Origin of the sequence: Pedobacter lithocola, assembly GCF_042650845.1 — a bacterium.
GTDB lineage: Bacteria > Bacteroidota > Bacteroidia > Sphingobacteriales > Sphingobacteriaceae > Pedobacter > Pedobacter lithocola.
Window position 1 is genome coordinate 81,530 of the sequence record NZ_JBHSBW010000013.1, and the last position, 17,048, is coordinate 98,577.

The following is a 17,048-nucleotide window of genomic DNA, read 5'->3' on the forward strand; positions in this document are numbered from 1 at the left end:
GTATTAAGCAGCTTCTCTTTTAACAGGCGAATTATTAGCCCAATATCATACAATCACTATAATAACATGGAACACAAAATTCATACAGTAAGTGATAAATCCACTATTGGATTTATCAGCCGAATATCCTGGAGCGCAATAATATCAGGTGTATTTATTGCTATAGCCGTACAACTTCTTCTTAGTTTTTTAGGACTTGGAATCGGTTTTAGCAGCATAAACCCGCTCGATGAGGCGAAACCATTTAGCGGACTTGGTGCCGGAGCATTAATATGGTGGATTGTAACCATGCTTATTTCGGTATTTACCGGAGGCTGGGTGGCCGGATGGTTTTCAAACCATATCCAAAAAATAGATTTGATTTTACATGGCATGCTTACCTGGTGTTTGCTTACTTTCTTAAACATGTATCTAATCACTTCATCAGTTGGAAAGGTTGTAGGCGGCGTAGGTACAGTAATTACTAAAGGATTCTCTATAGCTGGTGATGGAATTAAAGCTGCTGCTCCAGAAGCAGGTGATCTTATTAAAGACCAATTGGGAATTGATAAAAACACTTTTGGAAAAATGAAACAGGAGGCAGAATTATTATTAAAGCAGACAGAGAAAAAAGAATTGCAACCACGTGCCTTGGATAAGAAAATTGATAAAGCAACAAACCAAAGCGAATCAACAGGAAAGGCTGTTTTAGAAAATCCTCAAGAAGCACAACAAAAAATTGATGCCTTGTTTTCGAAATTGTTTTCTGAAAATGATTCGACCTTCAATGCCGTAGATCAGCAAGCATTGGTAAATATCGTTAAAAACAGAACAGGCAAAAGCGAAGCAGAGTCAAAGCAGATTGTAGAAAACTGGGTAAGCACCTTAAAAACCGCTAAAGAAAAAGTAAAAGAAGTAAAAGTAAAGGCCGAGCAAAAAGCAAGAGAAGTTGGTGACGAAATGGCTTCAGCACTTTCTAAGTTTGCTATTTTCTCTTTTATTGGAATGATTTTAGGTGCGGTTAGCGCAAGTTTTGGAGCGCTTATAGCCTCAAAAAAACGCTTAACTTTAGTTGAAACCAGACCAACAGAAAGGATTTAACACCCTCTGCAACTTAAAACAAAAAAGATGACAACAGGAAAAAAATACGGAACCATCGCTTCAATAACTGGTATTCTGCTGCTTATTGGTTTGGTTTACTATAACTACTTTTTCATTTTTGGAGAAGGTGTAAAAGCTGGTGAATTAAACTACATCGTAAAGAAAGGTTATATTTTTAAAACCAATGAGGGAAAACTAATCCAAAGTGGAATTCGCTCTAAACAGACAGGAACTCTTCAAAATAACGAGTTTGAATTTTCTGTATCAGAGGAAGAAATTGCCAAAAAAATGATGGGTAATAGTGGAAAGTTTTTCGAGCTACATTACGAGGAATATAAACATAGTCTGCCATGGAGAGGATATAGCAATTACGTTGTGGATAGCATTTATGCTTCGAAAGAAGTTCCTCAATAAATAAAAAACCTAATACGAATGATAATCGGGATCATCGAATTCAAATAAAAATCAACAGAATTAATTAAACAGTTAAAAACGAAAACAATGGATAAATTAGAATTAAAAGGTGCCTGGAACGAACTTAAAGGAAAAGTTAAACAGGCTTATGGTGAATTAACAGACGATGATTTAAAGTACGAAGACGGAAAAGAAGATGAGCTTTATGGAAAGTTGCAACAAAAAACCGGTAAAACCCGCGAACAGGTTGTAGATTGGTTAAAGTCTTTATAATCATTAAATGAAAATACCCCTTAACAAAAATGTTAAGGGGTATTTTGTTCAATACTACCAGAATATTCAATTATTCCACTTTAACACCTCTCCAAAAAGCAACGTAATCTTTAATCTCTTTTGCCGCTTCTTTAGGATTTGGATAAAACCAGGCAGCATCTTGGTTTTTTTCACCATCAACTTCCAAAGTATAATATGATGCTTCTCCCTTCCAAGGACAAGTAGTATGCTTGCTCGAAGCCTGAAAAAATTCTCTTTTTATCGACGATGCAGGAAAATAATGATTGTTTTCAATCACTATCGTATCATCACTTTCTGCTATAATTTGGTTGTTCCAGATTGCTTTCATAGTTATAAATTTGAAATATTAACCCAACAAGTCAGTCTTCTGTAAGCTGTACGTTTGTCAAGAGATAATCTAATACTTTTACATTTTCCAGTTTCCATTGCGATACAACAGCAAGCTCAGATAATAACTGCAGGTATAACTCATCAACTTGCTTTTTTTTAACATCTGCAAGGAATGATATGAATTTATGACCATAAATTTTTCCATTTTTAAAACTAAGATGGCGGCAACCTTCTATGGTCTTATTTAGTCCGGCAATTTCCTGAAAAAGGATATAATAAGTTTGAGCTTTATCGCTAAGACGAAAGTACTGTTTCATAAAGTGACCAAAAGATTGGCTGATATGGCTGTAGTATTATACACTACTAATATAAGCATGTTTTGGATTTATCCAAGCTTGGACACAAAATTGTAAAGTTTAACACCGCTGAAAGAATAGAAAAGATGATTTGGAGATAATAAAATCTTAAATTGAGATAATTTAAAACACCTGTCTATCCATTTCACTTATAAATTCAAAAAATAAGATAATTCATCACTTCACTTTTTCATATGTAACACCGGGTCATTTTTTTGCGCTAAAGGGTCAATCACCACATTTTCCCCTGCAGTGAGTAGCCATTTACCATTTTGCTTTACATATACCAGCAGGGCAATATCATCACTTCCAGGTATTTCTTCCCCGTTAGGCGTTTTGAATGCACTGACAAAACTCTTGAAATGGACAACTGCCGTTGTTGGGGAAATTATTTTTACCGAAACACCTTTGTTTGTCATGGTGGTATGCTTAAACATATTGGTATGGTAAAATTGTGTAGAATATTGTACCTCTTTTAAATTTTTCCACCACATACCTACAATGTTTACCCAACTGAAATCTTGAGTACAATAGTTTTTCATATCGCTATGGTCATGCCTGTTCCAACTGTTGACCATTGCGTCAACTTGTTTTTCAATTGCCTTAACTTCCCCGCTTTTACGCTGGCCGGCTGCAAATAGCGTAGGTAAGACCAATGCTAATATTATAAAGATCTTTTTCATGATTTTTTTTATCCAAAAATAGGAAGCTATAGATAGACAAAAATAGTACGAATGCGACAAATTAGATTCGCAAATGTTCCTGCAACAAAGCAGGCGCTAAGAGAATTTGTTTGGTGAGATCTCGGGGTAACCCATCTGTAAAGGCCTTGAAATCACGTATCATATGCATTTGATCATAATAACCGCTGGAATATGCGATACTCGTCCAACTCAAACCGGGATTTTGTTCTTTCAATCGATAGGCCTGTGAGAAACGAACGAGCCTGGAGAACATTTTGGGAGAATAGCCCATGATCTCTTTCGATCTTCTCTCAAATTGCCTGATGCTAAGGCAGGCAACCGAAGCCGCGTTTTCTATTGATAGTCTGCGCTGCAACTGTTCCCGCATCGCATGCTCCCATGGCAAGACTGGAGCGTAACTGAGTTTTTTTAAAAGAAAATTTTCTACAATTGTTTTCATTTCTAGAGGGGTCTGAACTTCTTGAAGCTGCTCATTTACTTCCGCAATTGCTGAGCCCAATACCAGGGTTGCATCAAAAGCTTGGTCATACAATTCATACATTGGCATACCAAGCAACCTATGCATACCGCCAGGCATAAAGGCTACAGACACGATAAGGTGCTCCATGCCCATTGCAATATTTACTTGGCTTACCTGTGGACCGATGATAACACTGGATGGGAGTTTGTGAAGAAGACCAACATGATCTCGTGATACAACCGGGTCTCTGGGATAAAAATGAATGGCATGCTGAGGGGTTGGTGGGAAAGGGCTGAAACTAAATGATTCGATTTCATTTTTTACCTCTGCGACCATGATATGGCTAACCGTATGCTGAAGTGCCGGATGAGGTGGAAAAAATGATGGAATCATATTCATCCTATGAATATATGCAGAAATTTAAATTAAAGGTACATTCGAAGATTAATATAAGTAAGTCGTGTTGACACGCAACAGAATTGCCATTCTTAGATAAGCCTCTATTAAATCCTTGTATACCAGACACAAGCGTTAAAGCACTTCACGATTTATCAGGCGAGGTGAATCCCTGTGCAAAACAGATAGGGGTCGCTTGGAGTGTAAATTAACTTTTAGCAATACCTCTGTACTGGTAAAACAGGAGAAGTAAGAAAAGTCTGCAAAAACATGCTAATTTTTAAAATGGAAGAATTTATAAGGTGATATTAAAGACAGAGATAAATCTCTTGATTAACTGAACACAGATTATTATCCGAATTGATGGCTAATTTCCTATAGCAGCGGCTAATCATAGCTGCATTTAACTTGGCTTATTATTAGACATCCAAGCATAGTTAGCCAATATAAAAAACATGGATAATAACACATTTCAATGATTAGGTAAGGTTGTTTTTTGGATTCGTTGAGTGACAAATTACTTTAATAAGGTTAATCAAATTTAAACTGCTGCATCAAATACGATATTCTATCGCGTACATTAAACTTTTTCGCTGCTACCTTTTGGAGATATGAGCCTAACAGAGAAAAAACAATTTGGTAATCTCCAGGCAATATTCAATTAAGATATTAGATGTTAGGTTTGGCCCAAATTTTCATTACCATTTAGCGATGAGTATTCAATATCATGAACACTCATCTAAGCTACTGGATAAAGGGATTATAAACAAGAGGCTTTAATGATAAGACCAATGAACTACAACACATCTAATGCCCCCGCTATTTCTTACAGAAATCGTCAAATCGAAGCAAGTTTTGTTAATCATTGTATTTTTGAGATTAAAAAACCTGCAAATTGTTCCATCGCCGAGCTTCATCAGTTCTATATATTGCTAAAAAAAGGAAATAAGGTTTCGCTGACCAACCTGCACGAAAAAATCCTTAGCGCTAAATACCTTGGTTTTTGTTATCACAATAAAAAGCTGATTGGGATATCAGCCATTAAAAAGCCAACTAAAGCCTACATTCAGGCCATTCACGAAAAAGCAGGAATTATTAGAAACATCCATAATAATTTTCTCGAAATCGGCTATTCCTTTACAAGGGAAGAATTCCGAGAAAAGGGAATTAGCTCCAATCTAAAAAGAATGCTATTTGAAAAAATTCATTTATATAAAGGAATTCTCTTTTCTACCACCGCTACACCCAGCAGCCAAAGATTCCTGAAGGCAAATGGCTTTAATTCATGCGGAAATGTTTATCAGGGAATCTTCGATGATAGTATTGCTTATTTTGAGAGATCATACAAATGAATTAGCATTAGTAAGCTCCTGACACTCAGAACAAGCAATCAACACGAGAAGCACAGTTTCAGCTAATTTGAGGTTTTACGGTTGATTACAGCATATTTATCCCAGATTAACATTTTATCAACCGCGTCGAAGTACTTTGCGGTATAAATATTTGGTTAGTATTTAAAGTTAGGTTAGTTATTATAGAAAGCCCCTCATGGATATCTGGAGCTTTCTATTTTCCCTGAGTTTAGTTTTAGGATTTATAAGTACGATAACTCTCCTCAATGCTATTATCCGAATATAGATCATTAAAGTCATATCCTAAAGGTGTCTTTCTTCTCGCCCCTTTTCACTAGAAACCAGAAACTGCGCCATTGCAGAGGTAAGTATGCTATTGCAAACTACTTTGTCTTGCATTTAACATAAGTGACCGCTCAGACAAAGTTTTGCTTTTGGGTATCCATTAAAAAAAGATTAATAATTTTAGTGGTATCGGTATGCATATCACCGCCCTGAATAGGTGCAATTGCAGTTTGATCATTCAGCCTTAACTCCACAGGAGAGTGCAACGTAATTTTGCAAACACCACCCATCCCTACATTAACATCTTGAGCGCAACCCAACAATTATTACTCCAGTTCCAAGATATAATTACCCTTAGCTGGTATGGAAATTTTATCTTTAAGTTGAAAAGTCTTGCCAGATAATACATCTTTACCTTTGGTGAATTTTCCAGTCAGATCGCTGTAGCGTTCGAGGGTAATATCCTGATCTTTAGTCGCACTGTTTAAAACGACCATAACAGTCTGTTCTTTGTGAATCCTTCCGTATACATATGTACCATTTTTTGGAGCATAATGAATTAAAGTACCTTTTGTGATGGCCAGACTATTCTTACGCCATTGCAATAATTGATGCAAATAATCCCAGGCATCATTTTGCAAAACAGAACGTCCGCTTTTAATAAACTCATCTTTTTTATCTCCTGGCCACCCGCCGGGAAAGTCTACCCTTAATCGACCATCACCTTCTTCCTTCGTGCCCGTCATGAGCACCTCGGTGCCATAATACAATTGAGGAATTCCACGCATGGTCAGCAAATAAGCCAATCCCTGTTTGTAGCGTTTTAAATCTGTATCCTCTTTTCTTGAGAATCTTCCCAAGTCATGATTATCTAAGAAGGTGAGCACATTATAGGCATCAGCATAAACGAAATCCTGAGCAACGTCTTCAAACAATTCATTTAAATATCCATTATCACTTCCCCCATCAAAAGCTTTTTGCGTGGCGAATGTCAGAGAGAAATCCATAGGTGTTTTTAATCTGGAATTGTTTGTATTCAAAGCAGAATTTTGCTGCCACCACGCAGGTGATGTTTTTTTATTATACCAGGTTTCTCCTACGATATTGAAATCAGGATACTCTTGATAAACTTCTTTATTCCAACGGGATAGGAAATCAAAATCCATATAAGAATACGTATCCTGGCGAATGCCATCAATCCTCGCATATTCAATCCACCAGATACTATTCTGTATTAAATATGTTGCCAGGTGTGGGTTGCGTTGGTTCAGATCTGGCATACCTCTGGTAAACCAACCATTCAAAAATGTATTTCGCTCAGTTGGAGCAGCATGTATATCCATCACAGAAACTGTCGCATGATTGGTTTGAAGAAACACCCCATCGTTGTTTATCCAGTCCTTGGATGGTAAGTCTTTCATCCACCAATGGCTGCTCCCACAATGGTTTAGTACCATGTCCATCACCATTTTCATTCCCTTATTATGAGTTGCTTCGGTCAATTCCTTAAACTCCAGATTACTCCCAAATCTTGGATCAGATTGATAAAAATCTGTGATTGCATAACCATGATAAGAGCCACCACGCATTCTATTTTCTTGTATGGGATTTAACCAAACGGTACTTATCCCTAAATCTCTCATATAATCCAGCTTTTGAAGCACTCCGGCATAATCGCCACCATGCCTGGCATTTGGACTACCGCGGTTTACCGATACGCTATCCAAATTATCATTTGCCGGGTTTCCGTTTACAAAACGGTCAGGGGTAATAAGATAAAGCACATCTGATGCATCAAATCCCTTTGCGCCAGATTTCTCAGTCCGGCTTAATAACGGATATTGATAGATAAACTTCTCAGCTCCAGATTTAAAAGTAATAGGAAGGCTTCCCGCCTTGGCTGCTTTAGATACTTCCAGATATAGAAATATATAGTTTGGATTTTCAACCTTCGCAACCTCTTTAATTTTAACTCCAGGGTAATTCAGGCTTATTGTAGCAGCACTAATATTTGGCCCATAAAGTAAGATTTGAAACTGAGTATTTTTCATACCCGTCCACCAGTTTTGCGGCTCAACCCGATTCATTGTTATAGCTGCAAAAGCCTGGCTAAAGGCTATAAAGCAAAGCAACAACGTTAAAAATTGTTTTTTTATAAACATGACTTTCAAGATAAATGTTAAATTAATTGTTCAGAACCAAATACTCGTAAGGTTTAAGCTCGATCGATTCTGGTAAATTATAAACGGTTTTGGAAAAGGCATCTTTCCATTTTAGGCCTCTGAGTTCAGATGGTATGGTATACTTAAGGGTCTTATTGCGCAGATTTGAGAAAACCAAAACCTGTTCCTTTGCTCCTGTTTTTGTGAACACGCAAACATCATCACTACTAAAACTCTTCAGGCTCCCTCGGCGGATGGCCTGGCTTTTATTACGAAAAGCAATCACCTTTTTGTATTCGGCAGTGACATTCTGATTTTGAGCAGCTAAAGACCAATCTATTTTCCGACCAGTAAAGGGAAAAGTCAGGCGGAAAGGTGTAGCAATTTCCTGCCCGTTGTAAACCATTGGAATTCCTTTCATGTAAGCGATGACTATAAAAGCAGCCATTGATCCCCTTTGTCCACCAAATAAATCCAGTGGCGTTCCATCCGAACCATTTACATCATGGTTGGTTAGATACCTAACCACAGCCTGGCCTTCTGCGGCTCCGTTGAAGTCACGCACATTTAAATCATCTATGGATTTAACGGATTTATTTCTATTGTAAATGGCCTTCAGGTTACCGAAATAGTTGAAACCAAAACTGTAATCAAAGCCTGCACTAAAATATTTAGAACTGGCACCCTCGGCAAGCATCAACAGTTTGTGTGTTTTAATGGTTTTAAGGCTATCGTTCACTTGCTTCCAGAAATCCAACGGTGGACCATCGGCGTAATCGCAGCGAAAACCATCTATATTGGCTTTATATACCCAGGATTTCATTGAGCGTATCAAAGATTGGCGAAGCTCCTGGTTTTTAAAATCCAATTGAGCAACATCTTTCCAGGTTTCAGGATATTTTATCTGACCTAAACTATCCTTAAGATAATAATCAGGTTTGTTCATCCAGTGGTGATCCCAAGAAGTGTGGTTGGCCACGATGTCGAGCATAACAGAAAGATTTCGTTTATGTGCACCATCTACTAATTTCCGTAAATCTTCCAGGGTACCAAATTCTTTGCCTACAGCATCATAATCCTGCGTGGCATAGGGAGAATTAGCACCTTTAAGCTTACCAACAGGATAGATGGGCATCAAATAAATTACGTTCACACCCAATGATTTTATGGAATCCAATCTCGCTGTTACCCCTGCAAAATTACCTGATGCGCTAAAAGACCGGGTATTTACCTGATAGAGGGTTACATCCCTTCTGTCCGGCACACCTTTAAATGGCTTGCCATATTGAGCTGGATAGGTAAAATTTTGTTGTGCATTTGCCTCATCTGACTTTAAAATAATGAGCAATGTTAATACGCTAAGTGAAAATAAATAAGGGAACTTCATATATAAAAAATAAATAAAATTAACAATTACAGCCGTACAAGCTTCTACCGTACCGCAAAAGAAATTAATAACCCGGGTTTTGTTTTAAATTAGGATTTGCGTTCATCGCAGCAGTAGGTATAGGAAAAAGCTGCCAATGGGAATCAACTGCTGGAACAAATCCGTGAGCGAGGGTGAAGGTACCAAATCGAATCATATCTTGCCTTCTATGTCCTTCCCAATTCAATTCGAATCCCCGTTCATCATATATTTGTTCTAAGGAAGGATTGCCTGGAAGTACCGATAGTCCCGCCCTCAGCCTTACCCGGTCAATAAAAGGCTTGGCGGCTGCTGCATTTCCTAAACGCAAATGGCATTCTGCCATCATGAGCAAAACATCAGCATAGCGGTATATCGGAAAATCATTGGAACTTCCGCTTCCATCGTTTGGTGCTACGGGGTAAAATTTAACTCCCCTAACCCCTTCAGTTATACCAGCACCAGGATTAATCAATGAACTAACCTTTGGTGTATAAGTTACTCCTCCAGGTTGAGGTCCGATTAAAAATTGTTTTCTTCTGATATCTTCGGCTGCATATTTATTATAGGTTTCCTCCGGTACGATGGTTCCATTCCAACCTGAAAACCCAAACATTGCAAGGCCATTTGGGCCATTAACACTTCTTAAAGCAAGTACATTATTTCCAATAACATTACGTTTCAACCAGATTGCAAGAATGGTTTCATCATCAGGGCATACGTCTCCGAACAGTTCAAAATAGCGATTGCCTAAGGGACTTGAGGCATTTGCTGTGCCAGGATGAAGCGTGTATCCACCGCTGGCTACTTTTTCACAAGCCGACAGGCATTCTGCCCATTTAGGTGTTCCGGTATAAACACCAGCGTTCAGATACATTTTCGCTAAAAAGGTATAAGCCGCCCATTTATTAAAACGGCCATAAAAAATTCCCCCTTTAGTCTCTGGCAGCTGATCCGCGTTTGAAGTAATCTCAGTTACAATCCAATTGAATATCTGAGAGCGGGTTTGAGTTTTAAGTTGCGCAGTGGTGATGTTATTGTCGGTATAAAAAGGTACGTCACCAAAATCATCAATAAGCAAATAATAAAACCATGCCCGGAGAATCTTTACTTCTGAAATCTTTGCTGCCGGCGCATTTGCCTTTACCAATTGGTCTACTGCCAGATTCGCGAGGTAAATCGAATTATAGCAAGCATTCCAGGTCGTATTAATCTGACCTAAGGTTGGCGTCCATGCCCTGGTATAAAGGTATGCATTCTCAGGGCCCCAGTCACCACTAACACGGTGTGGGACGACCTGTTCATCGGTAGACATATTGTTGGTGTCATAATAGCCATTATCTCCTCCACCGAATTGAGGCATTCGGGCATAAACGCTTGCTAATGCGATATCTGGACCTTTAGGATCGGCATAGAATTCATCTGCAGTATACTTATCGTAAATATTTTCGTCGACTTTTGTACAGCCTGATGCCAACAGTACGGCAGCAAGCGTGTAAAATATAATTTTTTTCATGTTGTTATTTTAAAATGATGTTTAACCCTAATGCGAAATTGCGAACCCTTGGATAAATTCCATTGTCTCCTCCAGTTTCTTCAGGATCGATTCCGGAATATTTTGTAATGAGCCATAAATTTTGTCCTGTTAGTGAAAAGCGAACGGCGCTAATGTGTTTTGACTTGCTTGTGGGAATCCTGTAACCTAAATTGAGGTTTTCAAAACGGATGAACTTTCCATCCTCCAGCCAGTAATCTGATGCTAAAGGAAAGGCAGATGTGAACATATTATCCTCAATTGCGCTGGCGAGCAAATTTGATTTACCTAAATTTTCTAAAAAGCTTAGGTTGGATCTTAAGCTATTGTAAAGTTTATTACCACCCGAGCCGCGAATTAAAAGGGAAGCATCAAAATTTTTGTAACTAAAACTCGGCGTAAAGGCAAAGGTATATTTGGGTTGTGCCTGCCCGGCAAAAATCCTGTCGGGACTCGTAGCTCCGGCATCGATTCTGCCATTTTTATCTTGATCAACGATGGTTTCAGCACCATTTGCACCTACCCCAAGATGTTGCAGCACATAGAAAGCGCCTATGGGTTGTTCAACAACAAGATATGCATTCTGCCCGCCATATCCCACATTGTTGGTTATCAGCGGAACCCCATTTAAAGAACCGCTCAGGTTATTTACTTTTGAATCCATTAAAGTTAGGTTTCCGCCCAGGGTTAGCCTAGTGGAAGTATTGCTTATCAAATCATAACCTAATGCCATTTCGATGCCCCTACCTTGAATGCTACCGACATTGGCCTGAATTGAACCAGTAGGAAAAGGTGGTTGAGGTACGGTGTAGGCGTATAATAATTTATCGGTTACGTTTTTATACACATCAAAACTACCACTTAGCCTACCTTTTAATAAAGCAAAATCCAATCCTATGTTTGTAGATTTTTTCTGTTCCCATTCCAGGTCGGCATTAGAATTCTGGGTAGTTCTAAAATTGGTTTGCACATTACCTGCAAAATAAACCGTACCTGAACCTTGTACAATTTGCAGCGACTGCAAAACATTTAATGGCTGCTGATTACCAGTAATTCCAAAACCTGCCCTAAGTTTTAGAGTGGTGAATATGGTCTGGTTTTTCATAAACGGCTCCTGATCAATTTTCCAGGCAACTGAGGCAGATGGGAAATTTCCCCATTTATGGTTTGCTCCAAATACTGTAGCACCATCTCTCCTAAAATTTGCAGTCAGCAAATACCGGTCAAGGAAAGCATAATTGAAGCGACCTAAAACCGATACGGTGCGACGCTGGTTCCGGTAAGAAGAGTAATCTCCAGCCTGAACTTTTGAAAAATCACCCAGCCCCAAATTGTTGTACGTAGCAAGGTCATTCACAAAGCCTCGGGCTGCACTTCCGCTTCCCGAATCCATTTGTGCTTGCCACTCATAAACCGCAGCGGCATCAAAATGGTGCTTACCGAAGTCTTTAGAGTAATTTAACTGAAAATCCATCAGCTTATAATCTGAATTTCCGTTGCTTACACTTGCATATCCTTTTTGGTCTATCGCGGCTGCTACTGTAGAAACTGCAGGCGTATAGTTACCAGAGGTACCGTTAGTCTTTTGCCAGCTTCCAAAGGCTTCAGCAGAAAGCCCATCGAAAATTTTATAGTTAATCCTAACTGAACCTAGTAAACGGTTTGTTTCTGATTCGCTGATAATGGTATTGGCAGCAGCTAAAACGTTTAGCGGCTGGAATAGATTCGGATCAGTAAAATAACTGCCATCTGGTCTGTAAACCGGGTCGGTTGGTCTGGAAATGTAAGCATTAGAAATCAGGTTGGAAGTAAAGGCTGCTCTACCAATAGAACCTGGGCTACCATTATTTTCTGAATTGGTTCCATTCAGGGTCATCGTAATGGATAGTTTATTATCTAAAGCCTTCTGAGTTGCTTCAATCCTGCCGATGTAACGCTGATTATCCGAACGGATAACAATACCCCTTTGCAGAATCATGCCTAGCGAAGCGCGATAAGAGAAGCCATCGTGGGCACCTCCAAGTGTTAGTGTATGATTCTGTGTCGTTCCGTTTCTGGTTAGCAAACCGAACCAGTCGGTATCTGCACCAAAATTTGAACTGGCAGGAATCCCTCTGGCTGCAGCTTGGGTAGACCACTCTTCCGCAGTCAGCATTTTAAGTTGGCGAGTGACTACATCAATGGAAGAATTAGCGTTATATTCAATTGATGTGCCAGAGCGGCTTTTCTTCATCGTTACAATCAAAACACCCGATGCACCTCTGGAGCCATATATTGCCGTTGCCGAAGCATCTTTAAGCACCTCAATACTTTGTATCTCTGTTGGAGGAATCTGATTCAACAACCCAACATCGCCCTGCACACCATCAATAACCACTAATGGATTATTATTACCCTGAATAGAAGTTATTCCTCTAATTCTAATATTGGGTGCGCTACCAGGTTCGCTGCCGGTTTGCGTAATGGTTACCCCTGCTGCTTTTCCAGCAATTTGCTGAAGCGGGCTGGTAATCGCACCTTGATTGAAATCTTTTGCACCAATACTGGCTACCGCACCGGTAAGGTCTGATTTTTTGGTTGTGCCGTAGCCGACAACTACCACTTCAGAGAGTGATTTTGCATCAGGCTGAAGCTGAATAACCACATCTCTGGAAGGAGAAATGGTACGCTCGGCCGGATCATAACCTATAAACCTTATCTGAATCGTTAACGAATTTTGATTTAAGTTAAAGGTAAATAACCCTTTATCATTTGTTAGTGATGTTTGCTGAGTACCTTTGATTTGAACAGATGCCCCGGGCAATGCCTGGTTCTGCTCATCTACGACTTTGCCGGTAAATACATTTTGCTGCGCATAGCCTGTAAGGCCGATGAACAGAAAAAGCAAAATTAATCCATACTTAAATAAGTAGTTTTTTCTCATAATAGTTAACTGGTTATTATTTGGTTAGATGTAAACTTTGGTAAGAGAACACAAATCAAAGTAATAGCAGTTGATAATGAAATGCAATAGAAGAAATATGAAATATTAAAAATAATCTAACTTTAAATATGTTAAGTATTTGATAATCAAATCATTGAAACATAAATTAGCTTAAACAAATATTAATAAGGGAAGTTGATTGATAGCTATCAAAACCATTTTATAGTGTGGTTTGATGTGAGATGTAGCAGGAATTTAGTGAGGGATGCAAACGATACTAGCTTAGAGGAGCAAAAAAATAGTATGCCAGAGATTAACTATAATGTTAATCAAACTACATCATTTATTAGCTCCATTTTTATGGCCCTGATGGATAGAATTCTTTCTTTAAACTCATCATTTGGAATTAAAGATCGATTTTTAACTTTAGTTTTATAAGTGTAAATGGTATTAACAGAGTAGTTCAATATTTTCGCAATCGTCTCATTCTCATCAATACCTAGACGGATAAGCGCAAAGATTCTTATTTCGTTATTAAGCAACTGGCCGGGAACAGGTTGACTTTGATGTTCTGAATCAAAAAGAGCATTAAACTGAGCGATGAAGTCAGGGAAAAGTTTTAGAAAGACCTCATCAAAACTCCTGTAAAAGTGCTCCCTTTCGGAATTGGTGTTTAGCCTGTTGAGAATAACCTGGATTTCACTGTATTGCTGAGCGTGAATTATTTTCTCAAGTGAACGCTTAAGCTTATCCATTTTTTCGATATATGTAGCATTAACATTAAAAAAATAACCAATATATTCTTCTTTAATCAAGTTTGCCTCATCAAGTTTATGATTGATATTGGTCAGACTTTGATTTGCTACATCCAACGTCTTATTAATCTTCAGCAACTGGCTATTCGCCTGATTCAAATCCAGGTTTTGCTCGATAATGAGTTTATCCGCTTTGCGTAATTTATTAAGTTGGCGGAAATAAGTAGTAGCAAAATATATTGTAAGGATAATCAAAAGCGTAATTATGGAAGCATATATTATCAACGAACGCTTCTGTTTTTCAATATCATCAATTTTGCTCCGCTCGATAATGGGCAAGATATTACTAATTTCGACCTTGCGTTGTTTTGCCCCATAAAAATTATTATCTTCAATGGCATAATGTATATAGCTAAAGGCCTCTTTAATCCAGCCCAGTAAGTAAATTTGTTTAGCTAGATTCAACAGTGCCAGGGATTCTTTAATGGAATGAACATTATCAATTATAGCCGACTGATATAGGTATTCCAAACCTTTTTCAGGTTGATTTATACTGTAATATAAATAGCTGAGACAGCTGTAATTGATGGCACTGTCGCGGTAATTGCTTTTCATTTGCAGCAATTTTTGATATGCAGGTATCGCGGCAGCATATTTTTTGCTTCTTAGTAACTTAAGGCCAAGTCCGGATAGGTATTGCGAAGAATTATCTGGGTAATTATTTATGATGGAATCGCAATAATTTAAGCCCTGTTGGGTGTAGAGTTGCCCGTAATAGTCAATTTTATTATAGTCGGTTAGATCAAAATTTGCTCTCGCTGCAAGGTAATAATATTCAAAGCGTTGTTTTTGGTCCAGAAAATTTACACCAACTGTTTTCAAAGTGTCAAGTCCTTCTTTAAACATTCCGGATGATATCAAGACAAAGCTTAAGTTTACTTTGGCATAATTGACTTTGTTTTTATCCTTCAGTAACTCTGCGCATTGCTTTGCTTTTTTACAATACACATATGCCGAATCATTATTGAAAGACTTATAGGATTCGAAAAGCCCCATGTACAGACGATAATGACCAGCTAGGGTTAGCTCCTGATGTCTAAATTTTTCAATAAGACTTAATATCTCTTTTTGCTTTAACCCATCATAAAATGGCTTTCTAGCCAACACACTGTTTAACTGCGATTTTAAGGTATCCAAACGCGTTTCAGCCTGAACCCAAGTAACTAAAAACAAAAGCGTAATAAATAGCCATAACCTGCAACAGGCAGGCTTTTTGAAATTAATTTTCATTGATAAAGTCTTTAGCGCAATAAGGGACTGAAATTATAGAATCTTGGAGCTATATCTGGTTAATTCAAATATAAATTTTTAGACTTCAATTCATCTAGTATCACTATAATTTTACCTGTTTCAGAACCGAACTATCCAGTATAAAGAACGCAGGATTGAAATAATGGCCTTAAGCCAATACTTTGGCCATGGAAATCTAAATCAATTCTTTTGACCTAATTCACTTGAAAAAATTTGGTTGTAAAAATGAGTAAAATCAATTGAAAAGTCAGTATTCATTAAGGTTTTGCAATCCGCTGATTAGGCTGATAATCTGCATACCATTTTCCTAAAGAGGTCATGGTGCCATTAGCATTGACCAGAGATGAAGACCAAAGTCGGCTACTTGTTGGCGAGCCTGAAAACCAGCTGTAGCGATGTACAAAACTTAGGGCTTCCAATTTTGGCAAAAGTCGCTGCATGAAATTCTGGACCATCTCCGGGGTATAGGGGTTCTCTGCCATAGATTTGGCATCATTTGCCGATGTCGCAAACTCAGTTATCCAGATAGGCTTACGATATTTATTGTATAAGTCTTGCAGTACTTGGATAAAATGAACATCATCGGTACCAACATACATATGCACCGCTATGAAATCTACTCGGCGGTTCTGGGCAATAGCCTGATCCATAAAATCATAAAGCCACTGCCTGGTGGGCCAGGAAGTAGCAGGACTGCCTAATGGCAAGCCAATGGATTCCAGTTTCGGCCATAGCAAAAGTGCCTCTTGCACACTCATATTTGCCTGGTCCGTCAAATCAGGTTCATTAAAGCCAAGAATATATTTTGCCCTACCCTGTGTTTTTAAGTCCTTTACATACATGATGCTGGCATCCGTTACCGATCCCTTTCCCCAAAACATGGGCACATATTCTGTATTAAGGGGTTTTTGTTGGAAAGGTAAATTTATCCCCCAGGTGTAGAACCAATGGCTTTTCAGGTTATAAACATTGTTATACCAAGTTCCATTCGTGTTTTCGGTATTAAAATCTACCCCCTTTTTCCCAACTACTACTAAATCCAGATTTTTAGATGGTTCATTAACAATAGGGATTGTTTCGCCATCTTTTTTGGAACAAGATGCAAATACGAAACAAAGAAACACCGCAAACATTGGATATGATTTTATCATAAAAGTTTTTCATTTTGTAGATAATGTGAAGTTAGTTTTTTTTCGTCTGCTAATGACCAATCATTAAAAAATACTGTTAGATGCAAGATTTAGGTTGGTATAAAACCCCAGGGCGTCGATGGTACAAATAATATCC

At 38.3% G+C, this 17,048-nt stretch carries 14 protein-coding genes; 4 read left to right on the top strand and 10 right to left on the bottom strand.

Annotated features, from left to right (window positions below):
- Positions 1 to 66 precede the first annotated feature (66 nt).
- The 3 genes from ACFOWA_RS14310 to ACFOWA_RS14320 all read left to right on the top strand — a co-directional run bounded on the left by ACFOWA_RS14310 (position 67) and on the right by ACFOWA_RS14320 (position 1,767).
- Complete coding sequence (locus tag ACFOWA_RS14310) at positions 67 to 1,080, top strand: hypothetical protein (RefSeq protein ID WP_378986277.1); 1,014 nt, start codon at positions 67 to 69, stop codon at positions 1,078 to 1,080.
- A gap of 27 nt (positions 1,081 to 1,107) precedes the next feature.
- Complete coding sequence (locus ACFOWA_RS14315; protein WP_378986279.1) at positions 1,108 to 1,494, top strand: hypothetical protein; 387 nt, start codon at positions 1,108 to 1,110, stop codon at positions 1,492 to 1,494.
- Positions 1,495 to 1,581: 87 nt separating this feature from the next.
- A complete protein-coding gene (locus ACFOWA_RS14320) occupies positions 1,582 to 1,767 on the top strand; it encodes a CsbD family protein (protein ID WP_378986281.1) in 186 nt (61 codons plus the stop codon).
- A gap of 70 nt (positions 1,768 to 1,837) precedes the next feature.
- Here the strand turns inward: ACFOWA_RS14320 and ACFOWA_RS14325 are convergent, their stop codons facing one another.
- The 4 genes from ACFOWA_RS14325 to ACFOWA_RS14340 all read right to left on the bottom strand — a co-directional run bounded on the left by ACFOWA_RS14325 (position 1,838) and on the right by ACFOWA_RS14340 (position 4,031).
- The gene (locus tag ACFOWA_RS14325; RefSeq protein WP_378986283.1) at positions 1,838 to 2,116 is read right to left on the bottom strand and encodes a DUF427 domain-containing protein; all 279 of its coding nucleotides are present in this window, start codon (positions 2,114 to 2,116) and stop codon (positions 1,838 to 1,840) included.
- A 31-nt stretch (positions 2,117 to 2,147) separates the two neighbouring features.
- A complete protein-coding gene (locus tag ACFOWA_RS14330; RefSeq protein WP_378986285.1) occupies positions 2,148 to 2,435 on the bottom strand; it encodes a hypothetical protein in 288 nt (95 codons plus the stop codon).
- A 221-nt stretch (positions 2,436 to 2,656) separates the two neighbouring features.
- The gene (locus tag ACFOWA_RS14335; protein ID WP_378986286.1) at positions 2,657 to 3,157 is read right to left on the bottom strand and encodes an SgcJ/EcaC family oxidoreductase; all 501 of its coding nucleotides are present in this window, start codon (positions 3,155 to 3,157) and stop codon (positions 2,657 to 2,659) included.
- A gap of 61 nt (positions 3,158 to 3,218) precedes the next feature.
- Complete coding sequence (locus ACFOWA_RS14340; protein WP_378986287.1) at positions 3,219 to 4,031, bottom strand: AraC family transcriptional regulator; 813 nt, start codon at positions 4,029 to 4,031, stop codon at positions 3,219 to 3,221.
- A gap of 794 nt (positions 4,032 to 4,825) precedes the next feature.
- On the opposite strand from ACFOWA_RS14340, the gene ACFOWA_RS14345 reads away from it, so the two are divergent.
- Positions 4,826 to 5,386 (top strand): hypothetical protein, encoded by a 561-nt coding sequence (locus ACFOWA_RS14345; protein ID WP_378986289.1) that lies wholly within the window; start codon positions 4,826 to 4,828, stop codon positions 5,384 to 5,386.
- A 611-nt stretch (positions 5,387 to 5,997) separates the two neighbouring features.
- On the opposite strand, the gene ACFOWA_RS14350 is transcribed toward ACFOWA_RS14345, so the two are convergent.
- The 6 genes from ACFOWA_RS14350 to ACFOWA_RS14375 form a co-directional block, all read right to left on the bottom strand.
- Entirely contained in the window at positions 5,998 to 7,833 is a 1,836-nt protein-coding gene (locus ACFOWA_RS14350; RefSeq protein WP_378986291.1) for a glycoside hydrolase family 13 protein, read from the bottom strand.
- A gap of 22 nt (positions 7,834 to 7,855) precedes the next feature.
- Positions 7,856 to 9,220: an alpha-amylase family glycosyl hydrolase gene (locus tag ACFOWA_RS14355; protein ID WP_378986293.1), complete on the bottom strand. Its 1,365-nt coding sequence runs from the start codon at positions 9,218 to 9,220 to the stop codon at positions 7,856 to 7,858.
- 64 nt (positions 9,221 to 9,284) lie between these two features.
- The gene (locus tag ACFOWA_RS14360) at positions 9,285 to 10,754 is read right to left on the bottom strand and encodes a RagB/SusD family nutrient uptake outer membrane protein (RefSeq protein WP_378986295.1); all 1,470 of its coding nucleotides are present in this window, start codon (positions 10,752 to 10,754) and stop codon (positions 9,285 to 9,287) included.
- A 4-nt stretch (positions 10,755 to 10,758) separates the two neighbouring features.
- On the bottom strand, positions 10,759 to 13,695 hold the full coding sequence (locus ACFOWA_RS14365; RefSeq protein ID WP_378986297.1) for a SusC/RagA family TonB-linked outer membrane protein: 2,937 nt from the start codon (positions 13,693 to 13,695) through the stop codon (positions 10,759 to 10,761).
- A gap of 329 nt (positions 13,696 to 14,024) precedes the next feature.
- Positions 14,025 to 15,740 (bottom strand): DUF6377 domain-containing protein, encoded by a 1,716-nt coding sequence (locus ACFOWA_RS14370; RefSeq protein WP_378986299.1) that lies wholly within the window; start codon positions 15,738 to 15,740, stop codon positions 14,025 to 14,027.
- Positions 15,741 to 16,018: 278 nt separating this feature from the next.
- Complete coding sequence (locus tag ACFOWA_RS14375; RefSeq protein WP_378986300.1) at positions 16,019 to 16,912, bottom strand: glycosyl hydrolase; 894 nt, start codon at positions 16,910 to 16,912, stop codon at positions 16,019 to 16,021.
- Positions 16,913 to 17,048: the final 136 nt, after the last annotated feature.

Bases quoted from the DNA above. Each gene is read 5' to 3' on its own strand.
- ACFOWA_RS14310 (WP_378986277.1), top strand. From the start codon at position 67: ATGGAACACAAAATTCATACAGTAAGTGATAAATCCACTATTGGATTT.
- ACFOWA_RS14315 (WP_378986279.1), top strand. From the start codon at position 1,108: ATGACAACAGGAAAAAAATACGGAACCATCGCTTCAATAACTGGTATT.
- ACFOWA_RS14320 (WP_378986281.1), top strand. From the start codon at position 1,582: ATGGATAAATTAGAATTAAAAGGTGCCTGGAACGAACTTAAAGGAAAA.
- ACFOWA_RS14325 (WP_378986283.1), bottom strand. From the start codon at position 2,116: ATGAAAGCAATCTGGAACAACCAAATTATAGCAGAAAGTGATGATACG.
- ACFOWA_RS14330 (WP_378986285.1), bottom strand. From the start codon at position 2,435: ATGAAACAGTACTTTCGTCTTAGCGATAAAGCTCAAACTTATTATATC.
- ACFOWA_RS14335 (WP_378986286.1), bottom strand. From the start codon at position 3,157: ATGAAAAAGATCTTTATAATATTAGCATTGGTCTTACCTACGCTATTT.
- ACFOWA_RS14340 (WP_378986287.1), bottom strand. From the start codon at position 4,031: ATGATTCCATCATTTTTTCCACCTCATCCGGCACTTCAGCATACGGTT.
- ACFOWA_RS14345 (WP_378986289.1), top strand. From the start codon at position 4,826: ATGAACTACAACACATCTAATGCCCCCGCTATTTCTTACAGAAATCGT.
- ACFOWA_RS14350 (WP_378986291.1), bottom strand. From the start codon at position 7,833: ATGTTTATAAAAAAACAATTTTTAACGTTGTTGCTTTGCTTTATAGCC.
- ACFOWA_RS14355 (WP_378986293.1), bottom strand. From the start codon at position 9,220: ATGAAGTTCCCTTATTTATTTTCACTTAGCGTATTAACATTGCTCATT.
- ACFOWA_RS14360 (WP_378986295.1), bottom strand. From the start codon at position 10,754: ATGAAAAAAATTATATTTTACACGCTTGCTGCCGTACTGTTGGCATCA.
- ACFOWA_RS14365 (WP_378986297.1), bottom strand. From the start codon at position 13,695: ATGAGAAAAAACTACTTATTTAAGTATGGATTAATTTTGCTTTTTCTG.
- ACFOWA_RS14370 (WP_378986299.1), bottom strand. From the start codon at position 15,740: ATGAAAATTAATTTCAAAAAGCCTGCCTGTTGCAGGTTATGGCTATTT.
- ACFOWA_RS14375 (WP_378986300.1), bottom strand. From the start codon at position 16,912: ATGATAAAATCATATCCAATGTTTGCGGTGTTTCTTTGTTTCGTATTT.